This is a genomic window from Natronorubrum thiooxidans (assembly GCF_900156475.1).
Taxonomy (GTDB): Archaea; Halobacteriota; Halobacteria; order Halobacteriales; family Natrialbaceae; genus Natronorubrum; species Natronorubrum thiooxidans.
Genome location: NZ_FTNR01000001.1, coordinates 1 through 15,844, shown reverse-complemented (window position 1 = coordinate 15,844; position 15,844 = coordinate 1). Strand labels below are relative to the sequence as shown.

Sequence of the window (15,844 nt, the reverse complement as noted above, 5' to 3'; positions counted from 1 at the left end):
ACTTTCACCCCCGTCATGTATATAAATGGCGTTCGTTAACTACCTGCTCAAGCGGTTCGGCTTCATGCTCGTCACGTTGTTCTTAGTGACGCTCATCACGTTCGGCCTCACCAAGATTTTACCGGGCAACGTGGCGCTGTTGATTCTCGGACCCAACGCGACCGAGGCATCGATCGCACAGCTCGAGGCACAGCTCGGACTCGATCAACCACTGTACGTTCAGTACGTCGATTGGGTCGCCGGGCTGCTCAGTGGCGACATGGGGATGTCCCTCCGGTACAACGTCCCCGTCTTCGACCTGATCGCGCTGCGGCTGCCACGCTCGCTACTGCTCGCCGTCACTGCAACGATCATTTCGGTGACCCTCTCGATCCCGCTCGGGATTATCGCTGCAGTGAGAAAGAACACGCCTGCAGACCTCACGGCATCGATGCTCGCGTTCATCGGCCTCTCGCTGCCGATCTTCCTGTGGGGGCTCGTGTTCATTTACGTGTTCGCACTCACACTCGGTGGGTTTCCGACTCGCGGATACGTCTCACCGATGGTGGACCCGATCGCGTCGATCCACCATCTCATTCTGCCCGCCAGTGCGATGGGGGTCGCGCTGACGGCCTACATTATGCGAATGACACGCTCGAGTATGATCGACGAACTGAGCGAGGACTACGTCGAGTTCGCCCGCTCAAAGGGGCTGAGCGAACGCGCGGTCGTCCTTCGCCACGCGCTGAAAAACGCCGCGATCCCCGTGATCACGGTGGTCGCGTTCCAGTTTAGCTACGCCTTCGGCGGCGTCGTCGTCCTCGAGGAAGTGTTCTCCTGGCCGGGTATCGGGCGACTGACGCTGACGGCGATCGAGAACCGAGATATCCCGCTGTTACAGGGCAGTATCATCGTTATCGCGCTCATCTACATGCTTTCGAACTTCCTCGCGGACACGTTCTACGCGTACGTTGATCCGCGAATCCGCTACGGAGGGTCCGAATAATGTCGACGAATCGGTTCCAGCTGACGGAGGAACGCAAGGCTCACTACGGGCGGTTCATCCGTCAGTTCCGCAACAACCAGAAAGCGGTGATCGGGCTCGGCATAATCGTCGTGCTCTTTTTCGTGGCCATCTTCGCACAGAAGATCGTCGTTCCGTACATCGACGTGACGATACAGCCGTTCTCGCTCGTGCCACACGATCCCGAGGCCACGAACGTCCAAAACCGAGAGCAGGCCCCGTCGATGGAGTATCTGATGGGAACCGATAATCTCGGTCGTGACATCTTCAGTCGCGTCCTTGCGGGGGCACGAATCTCGGTGTTGGTCGGTTTCACATCGATCAGTATCGCGATGATCTTCGGGACGACGATCGGCATCGTCGCTGGCTACTACCAGGGACTGGTCGACGAGGGATTGATGCGGGCGATGGACGCGATGATGTCGTTCCCGCCGATCCTGCTCGCGCTAACGATCGTTGCCGTGATGGAGCCGAATCTCGTCAACCTGATCCTCGCGCTGGCGTTCGTCTACACGCCGTTTATCGCCAGGGTCGCGCGGAGTGCCGCACTCTCCGTTCGCAACGAATCGTTCGTCGAAGCAGCCGTCGCTCGCGGTGAGAGCGACACCTACATCATCTTCAGAGAGGTGTTGCCCAACTGCGTCGGCCCGTTGCTCGTGCAGGGGTCGATCAACATCGCGTTCACGATGTTGCTGGAAGCGAGCCTCTCGTTCCTTGGCCTCGGCGTCCAGCCACCGACGTCGTCGTGGGGGCTGATGATCAATCAGGGATGGGCGTTCATGGGCGATGCCCCGTGGCTCGTCTTCTTCCCTGCACTCGCTATCGCGACCGCGGTGATCGGCTTCAACTTACTCGGCGACGGCCTCCGTGACGTTCTCGACCCGAAGGGGGAGATCATCGAATGACCACCAACGCTACGACCGACCCACTACTCGCAGTCGAATCGCTTCGCACACAGTTCAAGACCGAAAACGGCACCATCACTGCAGTCGACGACGTCTCGTTCACTCTCGACCGAGGTGAGGTGATGGGGATCGTCGGCGAGTCAGGGGCCGGAAAAAGCGTGACCGCGAAGTCGATCATGCGCCTTATCGACTACCCGGGCGAGATCGCCTCGGGCTCGGTCATCTTCGACGGCGAGGATCTTCTCGAGTGCTCCGAAAAAGAGATGCAAAGCGTCCGTGGGAACAAGATCGCACTTATCCCACAGGACCCGATGACGTCGCTCAACCCCGTGCTCACGGTTGGCCAGCAGATCACCGAGACGATCAAGCTGCATCAGGATGTCGGCGAAAGCGAGGCTCGCGAAATCGCGATCGAGGCGATGGCAGAGGTCGAGATTCCGGACCCCGAATTGCGCATCGACGAGTACCCACACGAGTTCTCCGGCGGGATGCGCCAGCGCGTGCTCATCGCGATCGGCCTCGCCTGTGAACCGGATCTCATCATCGCCGACGAGCCAACGACGGCACTCGACGTGACGACACAGGCGAAGATCCTCGAGTTGCTTAACGACCTCCGCGAGACGCACAACGTCTCGATTCTGATGATCACGCACAATCTCGGCGTCGTCGCCCAGACCTGCGACCGCGTCGGGGTCATGTACGCCGGCAACCTCATCGAAACGGGCGAGGTCGAGGCCATCTTCAACCAGCCGAGACATCCCTACACCCGGACACTCATCGACGCGATTCCGGAAGTCGGTGCGGACCGGAATCGACTGTACGCCCTCGGCGGGTCGATGCCCAACCTGCAGTCGCTACCGGATGGCTGTAACTTCGCCGACCGCTGTCCACACGCGACCGATGACTGCCACTCCGGCGGCGATCCGGCACTCGAGGCTGTGCCGGACGCCCCGGCGGGCTCGCACGCGGCGTGTTTCCGGACGGCCGAACTTGACCTCTCGGAGCCCGGCACTGAGACGGACGGCGAACGTCGCCACCGAACGCAAACGACGGAGCCGCTACTCGAGGTCACCGACCTCAAGAAGTACTTTTCGGCGGGTGACGGGCTGTTGGGCAACCTCTCGCTTGCCCGAACCGACGGCGGCGGGCTGACACTCGAGCGCCAATACGTCAAGGCGGTCGACGGCGTGAGCTTCACGATCAATCGCGGCGAGACGGTCGGACTCGTCGGCGAGAGCGGCTGTGGCAAGTCGACCGTTGCCAGAACCGTCATGCAGTTGCTCGAGCCGACCGACGGCGAAGTGTACTTCGACGGCCATCCGCTCCACGAACTCGGCAAGTCCGAGATTCGCAGTCTCCGCCAGGAGATGCAGATCATCTTCCAGGACCCGAAGAGTTCGCTCAACCCGCGCAAAACCGTCGGCCAGATCATCGGCCGCGGAATGGAAAAGCACAACATCGCAACCGGGAACGAAAAACGCGAGCGAATCGAGGAGTTGCTCGAGCGCGTCGGGCTGGCGGCGAGCGACATCGATAAGTATCCCCACCAGTTCTCGGGCGGGCAACAACAGCGGATCGCCATCGCGAACGCCCTCGCCGTCGAGCCGGATCTCATTGTCTGTGACGAACCCGTCTCGGCGCTGGACGTGAGCGTGCAGGCCCAGATTCTTAACCTGCTCGACGACATCCAAGACGAGTTCGACCTCTCGTATCTGTTCATCTCGCACAACATCAGCGTCGTCCAGCACATCTGTGACCGCGTGGCCGTCATGTACCTCGGCAAGATCGCCGAGTTTGGCTCCGTCGAGCAGGTGTTCGAACCGCCGTACCATCCGTACACGGAGAGCCTGCTCTCGGCCGTCCCCCACCCGAATCCGAACCGAGAGACGAAGCGGATTCTCCTCGAGGGCACAGTGCCCAGTCCGATGGACCCGCCTTCGGGCTGTCCGTTCCACACCCGCTGTCCAAAGAAACTCGGCGGGGAGTGTGAACGGGATGAACCGCGCGCGAAGCCGGTCGACGGGGACGACGACCACACGATCGCCTGTCACCTCTCCGAAGCGGAAATGTCAGAGCCACTCACCCACCAGCAGTCGAACACAACGGTCGAACAGCCGTGACGTTCTCGCTCTGTGCGACGGTCGACGGTCGTCACGGGGCCGCCATCGCGACGAAAGCGATCGGCGTCGGTTCGACGGCCCCGTTCGTCTGCCGCTACGGCGCGGTCTGTACGCAAGCGATGACGAACACCCCGATCGGCGTTCAGACGACGCACCGACTCGCCGACGGCGACTCGGTCGACGACGCCGTCGCCGCGTTGCTCGAGGCCGATCCAGACGCCCCGCTCCGGCAAGTCCACGGCGTCGACCACACGGGCACGACCGTCGCGAAGACGGGCGACGCGTGTGAGGAGTGGGCCGGCGACCGTGAAGGCGAGGGGTACACCGTCGCGGGTAACATGCTCGTCGGCGAGGGCGTCCTCGAGGCCGTCGTCGACGCCTTCGAAGACAACGCCGATCGGTCGCTCGACGAGCGCCTCCTCGTCGCGCTTCGGGCCGGCGAGGACGCAGGCGGCGACAAACGCCGTGACCACGCACAGAGTGCAGCGCTGTCGGTGTTCGATCCGGACGAGCCGCGACTCGAGCACGACCTGCGCGTCGACGAACACGACGACGCCGTCGCCGAACTCGGGCGTCTTCACGAGGTCGCAACCACCACGGGTGCCGACTGGGCGGAGCGGTTCCCGGCGGTCGACCTCCAGCGCCATCCGGAGTAACACTCGAGACGGCTCCCTCTCTCGAGTGCACATCGTCTGAGAGTGCAGTCAGAAAACAAACCTATCGAAGATCATATATAGCTACCAAAAACACATGTTGATTTTTATAGCTGTTTCGACACATATGAGGCAAAACTCTTGAGGCCGCTTCTAAGCACAGATTCCGACCGTTCTGGTTCGATAAGCCTCTGCGGCAGACACATTCTGAACTCGAGAATTTGTTCGCTTAAATCGGTGATTCAATCAATTATAAGTCAGTCTACTCGACTTTCCCTCTGATAGAGTAAACTCGACTCTATAATATACGTAGAAGTATGTATCCGGTAAGCAGCCAGAAGGATTATATTATTGATCCGCAGACTCGAGTCACAGACGCCGCTGTGGGAAGGTGGTGTTGTACCTCGAGCGCCGGAGAAAGAACGACGACGAACGACCCGCAGCTTACTCCTCTAACTGCGCTTGCCACTCCTGGACTTTCGCGATCAACTCGACTGGCGGCGTCGTGTTCACGTCGATTCCCTCGAGGTCCTCGAGCACTGCCTTCGTTTCGGGATCGATCGACTCGCCGCTCTCGCCTGACTCGCCGCCATCAGTGTTGGCCGGGCCGCGGAACTGGCCGCTCGAGACGTCGAACACCGCCTGGACGGGATCACTCGAGGACCCACCTTTTGCCTCGATGGCTTTCTCCTCGCGCAGACGCGCTAAGACATCCCTCGAGCGGTCGACGACGGGCGCTGGCACGCCGGCGAGGTCGGCGACGTGAATGCCGTAGGAGCGGTCGGTCGGCCCGTCTCGAACGGTGCGAAGGAAGGTGACGTCGCCGTCACGTTCGTCCGCGGCGATGTGGACGTTAGCGACGCGGGGCAGGTTCTCAGCGAGACCGGTCAGTTCGTGGTAGTGAGTCGCGAACAGCGTCTTCGCCTGCACTTCGTTGTGGAGATACTCCGTGGCGGCCCACGCGATCGAGATGCCGTCGTAGGTCGCGGTACCGCGGCCGACTTCGTCCAAGATGACCAGCGACTCCTCGGTCGCGGTATGGAGAATGTTCGAGAGTTCGCTCATCTCGACCATGAACGTCGAGCGACCCTGTGCGAGTTCGTCGAGCGCGCCCACGCGGGTGAAGATGCCGTCGACGAGGCCGATCTCGGCGTCCTTAGCAGGGACGAAACTTCCGACCTGCGCGAGCAGGACGATACAGGCCACCTGGCGCATATACGTCGACTTCCCGGACATGTTAGGGCCGGTGACGACCAGAAAGCCCCGCTCCTCGTCTAAGCGGACGTCGTTCGGGACGAACTCCGTCGTCTGCTCGACGACCGGGTGGCGACCCTGCTCGATCTCGAGGCGATCCCCACCGTGCAGGGCGGGCTTGACCCACCGGTTTTCGGCCGCGTGCGTCGCCAGACTCGCAAGCGCGTCGACGGTCGCGAGCGTTCGGCCGACATCCTGGAGCAGTTCGGCGTGGGCGGCGACGTCCTCACGGAGGTCCTCGAAGAGGTCGTACTCGAGGTCGCCGCGTCGTTCCTCGAGGCGCAGGATCTCGCGTTCTTTGTCCTCGAGTTCCTCGGTCGTGAACCGTTTGGAGTTTTTCAGCGTCTTGATCTGCTCGTAGTGGTCGGGGACGCCGTCGGCGGCGGACTTGCCGACCTGGATGTAGTAGCCGTCGGTCTTGTTGCGGTCGACCGTGACGTGGGAGAGACCGTGCGCTTGCTTTTCCCGCTCTGCGAGTGTCTCGAGCCACTCGATGACGTCCTCGTGGCGCTCGATGAGGTCGTCTAACTCGTCGTCGTAGCCGTACTGGAACAGTCCGCCTTGCGTCACCGTCGACGGCGGCTCCTCAGCGATTGCGGTCGCAAGGGCATCCTGTAAGTCTCGCGCGGCATCGCGGTCGGGTTGGTCGACGATTTCGGCGAGCGGCGAGGCCGCGAGATCGGGGTTCGAGTCGATAGCATCCGTGAGCGCAGGGAGGACGGCGAGCGTGTCCCGGACCGAGAGGAAATCCCGCGCATCCGCGCTGCCGTGGGTCGCCTTCGAGGCCAACCTCGCCAGATCGTACGCCTCGCTCAGCACGTCCTGAAGCTGGTCACGAGCGAGCGGGGCCGAGGCTAGCGCCGCGACGCTCTCCTGGCGGCGCTCGAGGACCTCGAGCGAACGGCGGGGCCGCTGGAGCCACTCTTTCAAGCGGCGGCCGCCAGCGCTGGTCTCGGTGTGGTCGATCGTCTCGAACAGCGAGCCGTCGCTGTCGCCGTGCATCGTCTCAGTCAACTCGAGGTTGCGCTGGGTCGTCGCGTCGAGGGTGACGTGGTCGTCGCCGTGGTGGGCCTGAATGCGGGTCATGGAGGCGAGGACGCCGGTCCCCGTCTCCTCGACGTAGTCGAGAATCGCCCCGGCAGCCGACAGCGCTGGCTCGCCGACCGAGAGACGATCGACCGTCTCTCGGCCGAACTGCTCGCGGACGGTGTGGGTCGCGCGTTTCGGGGCGAAGCGCTCGGTCTCGTGGAGCGTCAGCGCCGCGTCGATGCGCTCGCGAACCAGCCCCAGCAGGTCGTCGTCGGTTCGCGTCTCCGGACCGGGCAACACCTCGACCGGGTCGAACCGGTATAGTTCCGTCAGCGCGTCATCGGCGTCATCGGCCTCCGTGACGAGAAAGCGGCCGGTCGTTACGTCGGCGAACGCGAGGCCGTAGGAGTCCGAGCCGCTGCCCTCGACCACCGCGGCGAGATACTGGGCGTCGGCGTCGGTCGTCTCGAGGAGCGTCCCAGGCGTGACGACGCGGACGACCTCGCGTGCGTGGCCGTCGTCGGTCTCGTACTGGTCGGCGACGGCAACCCGGTAGCCGCGTTCGACCAGCGCTTTGAGATACGGCGTGAGATCGGCGAGTGGAACGCCGGCCATCGGATACGACGAGCCGTGTGAGGATTTTTGGGAGACCTTGAGATCGAGTTCGTCGCTGACGGTCTCGGCGTCCTCGCCGAAGAACTCGTAGAAATCACCACACTGCATCGCCAGCAGGTCGGCGTCGGTGGACTCTTTGAGCGAAAAGAACTCTCCGACGATTCCCGTCGCCTCTGTCATACCCGGTGACTGTCCTTCCATCGCTAAAACCCTGCGGGATCCGTGGTGGACCGACTGGTATGGTCGTCCGCGATGACAGTCACCGATGGGGCTACTGAGGACTATTACGCACCCTGTCCTAGAGGATAGTATCTCATAATGGCTGCTCCCCGCGACCATCGCGTACTCATTCCAGTTGATGTCCTCGGCGGCCAAGGCGTTCCGGCGACAGTCATCGGTGCATTTGCGTCGGTCCCAATCGTCTTGCTCGGCTATCGCGAACTGCCCGACCAGACCGGGACAGACCAAGCGCGTGACCAGTACGGGGCGCGCGCTCGAGCCGAACTCGAGGAACTCCATACGGCGTTCGAAGACGCCGGCTGTCTTGACGTCAGTTCGCGGCTCGTCTTCACCCACGATCGACTCCAGACGTTCGAACGTATCGCGGTCGAAGCGTCGTGTGATGCAGTCTTGCTACTCAACCCGGCCCCCGTGCTCGAGTCGGTACTCGTCGCGATCCGCGGCGAGGTCAACGTAGAGCACATCGCCCAGCACCTCGAGACGCTGCTCACCGGAACCGACCTCACGGTGACGTTCTTTCACGTCGTCGACGACGAGACGGACCGTGAGCGTGGCACCGAACTCCTCGACACCGCCGTCGCCGCGCTGGCCGACACCGGCGTCGACCGCGGTCGGATCGATAGCTCGCTCGTGGTCGACGGCTCACCGACAGCGGCGATTCTCGACGCTGCAGCCGATCACGACCTCCTCGTCGTCGGCGAGAGTCGGCCGTCGATTCGCCGATTCATCTTCCGAGATCGGGCGAAAACGCTGGCGAAGGGGACAGTCGACCCGGTGCTCGTGATCCGGGGCGAGTACCTCGAGGCCGACGACACCGAGCTGACGGTCGACGACACAGAGATCCCAACCGACGACGATGCGGGCAGAAGCGAGCCGACAGCCGACGAAACGGAGGGCCCTGACAACGAGTCCTGAACGCGCTCGAGCCATCTCGGTGGCTCACGATGACCGACAGCGCAGGGATGTCTGCGAAGTCAGTCAGGAGTCGTCGGCGACGTCGGACGGAGACGGCCGCTCAGTAGCTTCGACCGACTCGTCAGCATCCTCGATATTTCGGACGACGAGCACCGGGCCGACCGACTCGGCGGCGACGCGTTCGGTCTCCTCGCCGAAGATGAGCGACCGAAGCGACGGCGCTCGTTCACCCATGACGATCGCGTCGTGGTCGGTGGCAGCGTCGACGAGCGCCTCGAGCGGCGGTTCGTCGACCGCAAGTTCGGTCCGGACGTGGAGGCCCTCGTCGAAGAGGGTCACGGCAGCAGCCTCGAGAGACTCCCGACCGGCGTGTTCGTCGTCGGTCGCCAGAAAGAGCGTGACGCCGATGTCGCGGTCGCCAACCAGTTCGGTGACGAACGAGACGATCCGGTCGACGGCGACGTCGCCGGTCAGCGCCACGAGGAGGTTCTCGACTGGGCCGGTCGCGCCAGGGATGGCGTAAACGTCCGACGCCGTCTCTGCGGCGACCCGATCGAACGTCTGTTTTCGGTCGTGGGTAAAGACGAGCCGATAGTCGGCGGTTCCCTCGTCGGCCCCGAACTCGGCCGCGAGATCCTCGAGGGCGTCGGTGGCTCGCTCTTCGAACTGCAGCCGCGCCTGGTCCGGCGGCGTCTGTTCCGGCAGGACGTGATAGCCCAGCACGGTCACGTTCATCGGCTCGAGCAACGTCGTGAGACCGGCCGAGACCGATTCTCCCTCGAGGATCGCCAGTGGAACGAGTATGCGTGTCATTACAGTTTCCCCTTGAGCGTCACGTCTCGGGCGTAGTAGAAATACCACCCAGCGGTGACGAGCATGATCGCGACGCCGATGAGCTGTGAGGCAGGCTGCATGAACCCGATCAGGGCGAAGCTAGCGAGCGCCCCGAGCACCGGGACAATGGGGTAGCCCGGCACCCGAAAGTCGGGATCATACCAGTCGGGCTCGTTGCGACGCAGCGCGATCAGCGCGACGCAGATGAGCCCGTACATGATGAGATGCAGGAACGAGGCCACTTCGGCGAGCAGTTGCACCTGCCCGGTTGCCGTCAGCACGAGGATCGGCCCGCCGGCCATCCCCAGTGCGACGTGTGGTGTGCCGTACCGAAGGTTGATCCGACTCGCCCTCTGTGGGAGCAGGGCGTCCCTCGAGACGGCATAGATCGACCGAGACGTGCTCAGCACCGACGCATTGGCGCTTGACATCGTCGCGAGCAGGCCGCCGAAGACGATCGCGAACGCGCCGGCCGCACCGAGATAGTGGCGACCGACCTCGACCATCGCCGTCTCGCCGAGTTCCGCGAGGCGTTCGCTCCCGAGTGCGCTCGTCGAGACGAAAATCGTCACCACGTAGAGGACGCCGACGACGAGCACCGAACCCACCATCGCGAGCGGCAGGTTCCGACCGGGATCTTTCATCTCGCCGGCGACGGTCGCCACCTGTGCGAAGCCGAGATACGACGTGAATACGAGCGCGGCCGTCGTCAGGATGGGCAGCGTCCCGAACGGCGCGAACTGCTCGGGTGCGGATGGCTCGCCGACGATTCCCGCCGCGTCGAGGCCGCCGTAGCCGAGGAAGACGACCAGAATCGAGAGCAACAGGGCGACGATCCCGTTCTGGAGCTTCGCCGCGTTTTCCGTCCCGGTGACGTTCAGAACGGTAAAGCCCGCGCCGAACAACAGCGCGATCGGGATCACGAGCCCGTTGCCGACCGCGATTCCGAGTTCGGCGAGCGTATCGACGGCGTAGAAGCCGAAGCCGACGAGATAGAAGGCCGTCGCAAACACCAGCCCGAACCACAGCGACAGCCCGACAACGGCCCCCGCGAGCGTGCCCAGCCCGCGCGAAATAAAGTAGTAGCCGCCGCCGCTTTTGGGCATTGCCGTCGCGAGTTCGGAGGCCGGTAACGCGACCAGTAAGGCGACGACAGCTCCGATCGCAAACGACGCTGCCGCAGCCGGTCCAGCGTTACCCGCTGCGAGCCCGGGAAAGACGAAGATGCCTGCACCGATCATCGTCCCAATCCCGATCGCGAGCCCGCCAGTGAGCCCGATCGTTCGCTCGAGTTCGGCGTCATCAGTGATCGTCGCCTCGTCAGTTTCGATCGTCGGCTCGACCTGCGGAGACTCGCCTTCGATGTTGGTTCCCTCCGCCGACGGCGGCGTGTCACCCATACTGGCTGTGATTCACGCCGGGCGTATATTGTTACTGCTGACTACAGGTGGGTGGAAACGAGTCGCTGCCATCGTCGGCAGTCAGAACAGGACCCCGCCAAGTGGCACGTCTGTCTCCGGCTCGACGAGGACCGGGTACCCCTCCTCGTCGGGGACGCCGACGGTCAACACCTCGGATTTGAAGCCGGCGATCCGGACCGAGCCGAGCGTCGTCGCACAGAGCACCTGTCTGCCCTCGAGATCCGCGGGCTCGTAGTGGTGGTCCAGCTGTCCCGCCGACTGGACCTCGCCGTGGTCCTCACCGAGGTCGATCCAGAGTTTCGTCATCTTCGGTTTGTTCGCCTCGGGGAACGCCTGCGCTTCCAGGACTTCGCCGACACGGATCTCCGTCTCGAACGGATTCTCGACCATGCATCATGGCACTGTCTGCCACAAAAATGAGCCTTCCCGTTCCGGCATCCCGACGCAAGACGACCCGCGGCCCACCCTCACGCGAGCAGCTCGGTGGCCAGCAGCGCCAAACTGTCGTCCGCGTCGTCGGCTGCGTTCGGTATCGCGAGCATGACGGTTTCGATACCGACGGCCGCATACGCCTCGAGTCGCTCGCGAACCGCCTCGGGGGTCCCCGTGGGAGCCGTCTCGAGGTAGCCCGCAAGGAAGAACTCGCGTGGCTCGCTGGGCTCGTCGGGGAGAACCTCGCGTTTGAACTGCTCGCGCTTTTGCTCGGCCTCGGCGGTCGTCTCGCCGACGAAGACGAACAGCTCGGCGGATTTGCGGATCTCGTCGTAGCGCGCCTCGCTCTCGCAGTGCTCGCGGAGCACGTCGAGTTTGTTCGCAAAGCCTTCGGGCTCGAGCGTGCCGTAGTTCCAGCCATCGGCCAGTTCGGCCGTGTACCGGAGCGTGAACTGCTCGCCGCCACCACCGATCCAGATCGGCGGGTGGGGCTCTTGGACGGGCTGGGGCTCACAGAAGGCGTCCTCGAGATCGACCTCGAGATGCCGCCCCTCGTGGCTGTAGGTATCGTTCGTCCACAGTCCCTGCAGGATTTCGACTGTCTCGGCGAGTCGGCGGAGTCGTTCGGCCGGCGGCTCCCGGAACTCGTAGCCAAAGCGGTCGTACTCGGCTTCGTACCAGCCCGCGCCGAGGCCGAGTTCGAGTCGCCCGTCGCTGACGTGGTCGACTGTCGCGGCCATCTTCGCCAGCAACGCCGGGTGGCGGTACGACTGGCTCGTGACGAGCGTGCCGAGGCGGATGCGGTCGGTTGCCTCGGCGACGGCACTGAGCGTCGTCCAGCACTCGTAGGTGTTTCGCCGCGGGTCGCCGATCCACGACTGGAAGTGGTCCTCGAGCCAGACGGCGTCGTAGCCGAGCGTTTCGGCCTCGAGGGCCGTCTCCCGAACCGTCTCGAAGGGGGTCCCGTACTGGGGGAGGATGACGCCGACGTCGAGATCGGTCACGGTTGCATCGGTCCTCGCCTCGGTCTCAGGGTCAGTCATTCGGTCACCTCCCGATCGAGCGCCAGCACCCACTCGGCGAGCGTCTCGGGATCGCTCGCAACAAGTTTCGTCATCGCTTCCTTCCCGACGTCGCCGCGGTCGATGATGGCGACCGGTGGCTCCGTGCGGCCCTCGAAAACCTGGCGTGCGCCCCACCCCATCGTACTCCCCTCCGCGTCTCTGGTTGGCTCCTCGCTCCGGTCGTACTCGGTGACCGGCCACTCGAGGGCCTCGAGGGCGTCCTCGATGTCGGGCCCAAAGCGGCAGTTGACCGCAAATCGCAGGTCGGGGACGAACTCGCGGGCCGACAGCAGGAATCGGGCCACGTGACTCGAGGCCCCGAATCGGACGCCGCGATTCGGCTGGATGCCCGACAGCGTCCGCGTGATGCGACCCTCGACAGCCGCCGTCTCGGCGACGGATTCGGCGTAGGGCGTCGCGCCGACGACGTTCATCCCGACCTCGGGAACGAGCGCGGAGACGTCGGCGGCGACGAGGCGGTCGACGGTCGACTGGACTGCCTCGGCCGTGGGCTCTCGGTGGGCCGCGTTCCGCAGTTCGACCGTGTGGTTGACCGCGCCGGGGCCTTCTCCGACGTCGGCGTAGTATCGCACTGCACGAGCGAGGAACTCGGTCGCCCCTTCGACGGCGACCTCGAGCGGTTCGCCCTTCGCAAGCCGGGCTGCGATGGCGGCGGCGAGCGTACAGCCGGAGCCGTGCGTCGCGTCGGTGTCGATCCGCGGATGCTCGAACGATCGGCTCCCGTCGTCGGTAACGAGCAGATCGCGAACCGTCTCGCCGGGGACGTGGCCACCCTTTATCAGCACCGCGTCGACGCCCGTCTCGAGGATCACCTCGCCTGCCTCGCGAGCCGTCGCCTCGTCGGTGACGTCGATCCCGGTCAAGACCTCGGCCTCGTCAGTGTTGGGCGTCGCAATCGTCGCTTCTCCCAGCAGGGTCTCGTAGGCGCGTTCGGCTTCGGGCTCGAGCAGGCGATCGCCGGACGTCGCGACCATCACAGGGTCGACGACCAGCGGGAACGCGAACTCGGCGGCGTGGTCGGCAACGGTCTCGACAATTTCGGTCGTCGCGAGCATCCCCGTCTTCGCCGCGCCGACGTCGAAATCGCTCGTGACGGCCTCGAGTTGGGCCTCGACTTCCGCTATCGGGAGGACGTGCGAAGACTCGACGCCACGGGTGTGCTGGGCGGTAACGGCGGTGATCGCGGACGTCCCGAAGACGTCGTGGGCGGCCATCGTCGTAAGGTCGGCCTGGATCCCTGCGCCGCCGCCGGAGTCGCTACCGGCGATCGTCAGCGCCACGGGTCGGCTGTCGGGTACGGGCGTTCTCATGCCAGAGAGTATTCCGCGGTTATACTAAGCGGTGATGGTCGGCGGGTCGGCGTCGGTCGCGCTGTCGCTTGCAGTCGTTTCACGCCGCCGTGACAGTCCAGGTAACTGTGTTGTACCCCCAAGCGATATCGTTCGCTCGAGCGAACGGATCATATGGGAGACGTTGTCATTGTTCTCGACATGCTGAACGACTTCGTGACCGGCGAAATCGCCGCCGACCGCGCTGAAAACATCATTCCGACGCTCCGTGACGAGTTGCTGCCGGCGGCGCGCGACCACGGCGTCCCGATCGTCTACGCCAACGACGCGCACAGACCGGAGGACTTCGAACTCGAGGTCTGGGGCGAACACGCGATGCGCGGGACGGAAGGAGCCGAGGTGATCGACGACCTCGAGCCCGAGGCTGACGACCACGTCTTCGAGAAGCGTTTTTACGACGCGTTCTTCGAGACGGGTCTGGACCAGCACCTCCGGAGTCTCGGCGTCGATCGGCTCGTGATGACCGGCCTGCACACGAACATGTGTGTTCGCCACACGTCCGCGACCGGCTTTTTCAACGGCTACGAGATCGTGGTCCCCGAAGATTGCACTGACGCGTTCACAGAAGACGAGTACGAAGACGGACTCGACTACTTAGCGCGCGTTTATAATGCCGACCGCACGACCGCAGCCGAACTCATCGAGGAGTGGAAAACCGGCGAGTAGCCGTCGGCGGGGCCGGAATCGAGTTACGTCACTCGTCTTCCGCGTCGGCCAGTTCGGCGTAGGCGTCCCACGACGGGTCGACATCGGGGTGCTCGAGTCGCTCACCGTCGACAAGCACGCCTGAACCAGACTCGACACCCCCGATTTCAGCGACCACGGTGTCGCGGTCCTCGAGTGCGGCGCGAACGGCGTCGACACCGTCGGGATCGACCGCGAGCAACAGCGAGCCGCTGCTGGTCGCCGCCCACGGGTCGATCTCGAGGGCGTCACACACCTCGCGAACGCCGGGCCGGATTGGCACGGCGTCGTGGTCGATGACAAACCGAGCGTCCGCACCGGTGGCCATCTCGTTGAGTGCGCCGGCGAGGCCGCCCTCGGTCACGTCGTGCATCGCCCTGACGGGACCGGCCGCGGCCGCGGTAAGGGCGTCTCGAGTACAGTAGACCTCCTCGAGGCGGGCCTGCGCGTCGGCGACGACGTCGTCGGGGAGCTCGAGTTGGTCGCCAAAGAGGGTGCTCAGGAGGCCGACCGACTCGACGGCGGGCCCAGTCGTCAGGAGGAGCCGGTCACCAACGCGTGCGCCGTCGGGGCGGACGATTGCGTCGTGGTCGCCGACACCCATCGCGGTCGCCGCGCCGACCCACGGGTGCAACGAATCCGAGTAGCGGGCGGTGTGGCCCGTGACGACGGCGACGCCGAGGTCGGCACACTCCTCGTGGATCGTTTCCCAGACCGTCGCGAACTCGTCGTCGGTCATCGTCTCGGGGAGGGTAAAACAGATCGAGAGATGCGACGGGGCGATCCCGCTGACAGCCACGTCCGCGAGGATGAGATCGAGGGCGAACCGAGCCGCGCGCTCGAAGCCGAGCGCCGGCAGGATCGAGACCGGGTCGGTCGCGGTCACCAGTGCCTGTCCGCCAACGTCGATCACGCCGAAGTCGACGCCGTGTTGGGGTCCCACTACGACGTCGCTGCGCGCTGCACCGAGGTTTGGCGCGACGTAGCGGTCGAAAAACGAACGGTCGATTTTGCCGAGGTCGCTCACGCTCGAGAGGTCAGACTGGGCGGGCTTAGCAGTGCTGGTCCTCGAGGCAGACCGACTGGCCAGTCGCACTCGGCCGGATCGCCGTCGAGCGATGAACCGAAGTGTCCTCGAGGATTTATACGCTGAACAGGCGCAATACCACGGCTTCAGCCCGTGGATACGCGCCGTCACTTGTGAGTATTTCCATGCATTCCACTTTGTTGGAATTTCTATCGATATGTTCAACTGACACCACGCCGTACTGTGAAACAGGATGAACTCGACACACATTCATCGCG

The 15,844-nt window shown here is 64.2% G+C and carries 13 protein-coding genes; 6 read left to right on the top strand and 7 right to left on the bottom strand.

Annotated features, from left to right (window positions below; all coding sequences use genetic code 11):
* The first annotated feature begins 25 nt into the window (after positions 1–25).
* From BW940_RS00070 to BW940_RS00055, 4 genes are read left to right on the top strand one after another with little or no spacing between them, the layout of a single operon-like run.
* The gene (locus tag BW940_RS00070; protein WP_076607155.1) at positions 26–985 is read left to right on the top strand and encodes an ABC transporter permease; all 960 of its coding nucleotides are present in this window, start codon (positions 26–28) and stop codon (positions 983–985) included.
* On the top strand, positions 985–1,908 hold the full coding sequence (locus tag BW940_RS00065; RefSeq protein WP_076607154.1) for an ABC transporter permease: 924 nt from the start codon (positions 985–987) through the stop codon (positions 1,906–1,908). The genes BW940_RS00070 and BW940_RS00065 overlap by 1 nt, the downstream gene beginning before the upstream one ends.
* On the top strand, positions 1,905–4,028 hold the full coding sequence (locus tag BW940_RS00060; protein WP_076607153.1) for a dipeptide ABC transporter ATP-binding protein: 2,124 nt from the start codon (positions 1,905–1,907) through the stop codon (positions 4,026–4,028). Before BW940_RS00065 ends, BW940_RS00060 begins: the two co-directional genes overlap by 4 nt.
* Positions 4,025–4,684 (top strand): DUF1028 domain-containing protein, encoded by a 660-nt coding sequence (locus BW940_RS00055; protein ID WP_076607152.1) that lies wholly within the window; start codon positions 4,025–4,027, stop codon positions 4,682–4,684. Before BW940_RS00060 ends, BW940_RS00055 begins: the two co-directional genes overlap by 4 nt.
* A 441-nt stretch (positions 4,685–5,125) precedes the next feature.
* Here BW940_RS00055 and mutS read toward each other — a convergent pair whose 3' ends face one another.
* Entirely contained in the window at positions 5,126–7,759 is a 2,634-nt protein-coding gene (mutS, locus tag BW940_RS00050) for a DNA mismatch repair protein MutS (RefSeq protein WP_076607682.1), read from the bottom strand.
* Between the two features lie 138 nt (positions 7,760–7,897).
* On the opposite strand from mutS, the gene BW940_RS00045 reads away from it, so the two are divergent.
* On the top strand, positions 7,898–8,734 hold the full coding sequence (locus BW940_RS00045; protein ID WP_076607151.1) for a universal stress protein: 837 nt from the start codon (positions 7,898–7,900) through the stop codon (positions 8,732–8,734).
* 63 nt (positions 8,735–8,797) lie between these two features.
* On the opposite strand, the gene BW940_RS00040 is transcribed toward BW940_RS00045, so the two are convergent.
* The 5 genes from BW940_RS00040 to thiD all read right to left on the bottom strand — a co-directional run bounded on the left by BW940_RS00040 (position 8,798) and on the right by thiD (position 13,816).
* Complete coding sequence (locus tag BW940_RS00040; protein WP_076607150.1) at positions 8,798–9,547, bottom strand: universal stress protein; 750 nt, start codon at positions 9,545–9,547, stop codon at positions 8,798–8,800.
* A complete protein-coding gene (locus BW940_RS00035; protein ID WP_076607149.1) occupies positions 9,547–10,968 on the bottom strand; it encodes an APC family permease in 1,422 nt (473 codons plus the stop codon). The genes BW940_RS00040 and BW940_RS00035 overlap by 1 nt, the downstream gene beginning before the upstream one ends.
* Positions 10,969–11,049: 81 nt before the next feature.
* Positions 11,050–11,379, bottom strand: coding sequence for a hypothetical protein (locus BW940_RS00030; RefSeq protein ID WP_076607148.1), 330 nt, complete (start codon positions 11,377–11,379; stop codon positions 11,050–11,052).
* Between the two features lie 77 nt (positions 11,380–11,456).
* A complete protein-coding gene (locus tag BW940_RS00025; protein WP_076607147.1) occupies positions 11,457–12,464 on the bottom strand; it encodes a TIGR03560 family F420-dependent LLM class oxidoreductase in 1,008 nt (335 codons plus the stop codon).
* Positions 12,461–13,816, bottom strand: a complete 1,356-nt coding sequence (gene thiD, locus BW940_RS00020; protein ID WP_076607146.1) for a bifunctional hydroxymethylpyrimidine kinase/phosphomethylpyrimidine kinase — start codon at positions 13,814–13,816, stop codon at positions 12,461–12,463. The genes BW940_RS00025 and thiD overlap by 4 nt, the downstream gene beginning before the upstream one ends.
* Before the next feature lie 153 nt (positions 13,817–13,969).
* Between thiD and BW940_RS00015 the strand changes: the two genes are divergently transcribed.
* Positions 13,970–14,521 (top strand): cysteine hydrolase family protein, encoded by a 552-nt coding sequence (locus BW940_RS00015; protein ID WP_076607145.1) that lies wholly within the window; start codon positions 13,970–13,972, stop codon positions 14,519–14,521.
* Positions 14,522–14,549: 28 nt separating this feature from the next.
* Here the strand turns inward: BW940_RS00015 and BW940_RS00010 are convergent, their stop codons facing one another.
* Complete coding sequence (locus BW940_RS00010) at positions 14,550–15,566, bottom strand: AIR synthase family protein (RefSeq protein WP_076607144.1); 1,017 nt, start codon at positions 15,564–15,566, stop codon at positions 14,550–14,552.
* Positions 15,567–15,844 lie beyond the last annotated feature (278 nt).

What these genes read in the sequence shown, in the direction of transcription:
- BW940_RS00070 (WP_076607155.1), top strand. Translation starts at nt 26, where the DNA reads ATGGCGTTCGTTAACTACCTGCTCAAGCGGTTCGGCTTCATGCTCGTC.
- BW940_RS00060 (WP_076607153.1), top strand. Translation starts at nt 1,905, where the DNA reads ATGACCACCAACGCTACGACCGACCCACTACTCGCAGTCGAATCGCTT.
- BW940_RS00030 (WP_076607148.1), bottom strand. Translation starts at nt 11,379, where the DNA reads ATGGTCGAGAATCCGTTCGAGACGGAGATCCGTGTCGGCGAAGTCCTG.
- BW940_RS00065 (WP_076607154.1), top strand. Translation starts at nt 985, where the DNA reads ATGTCGACGAATCGGTTCCAGCTGACGGAGGAACGCAAGGCTCACTAC.
- BW940_RS00035 (WP_076607149.1), bottom strand. Translation starts at nt 10,968, where the DNA reads ATGGGTGACACGCCGCCGTCGGCGGAGGGAACCAACATCGAAGGCGAG.
- BW940_RS00045 (WP_076607151.1), top strand. Translation starts at nt 7,898, where the DNA reads ATGGCTGCTCCCCGCGACCATCGCGTACTCATTCCAGTTGATGTCCTC.
- BW940_RS00040 (WP_076607150.1), bottom strand. Translation starts at nt 9,547, where the DNA reads ATGACACGCATACTCGTTCCACTGGCGATCCTCGAGGGAGAATCGGTC.
- thiD (WP_076607146.1), bottom strand. Translation starts at nt 13,816, where the DNA reads ATGAGAACGCCCGTACCCGACAGCCGACCCGTGGCGCTGACGATCGCC.
- BW940_RS00025 (WP_076607147.1), bottom strand. Translation starts at nt 12,464, where the DNA reads ATGACTGACCCTGAGACCGAGGCGAGGACCGATGCAACCGTGACCGAT.
- mutS (WP_076607682.1), bottom strand. Translation starts at nt 7,759, where the DNA reads ATGACAGAGGCGACGGGAATCGTCGGAGAGTTCTTTTCGCTCAAAGAG.
- BW940_RS00015 (WP_076607145.1), top strand. Translation starts at nt 13,970, where the DNA reads ATGGGAGACGTTGTCATTGTTCTCGACATGCTGAACGACTTCGTGACC.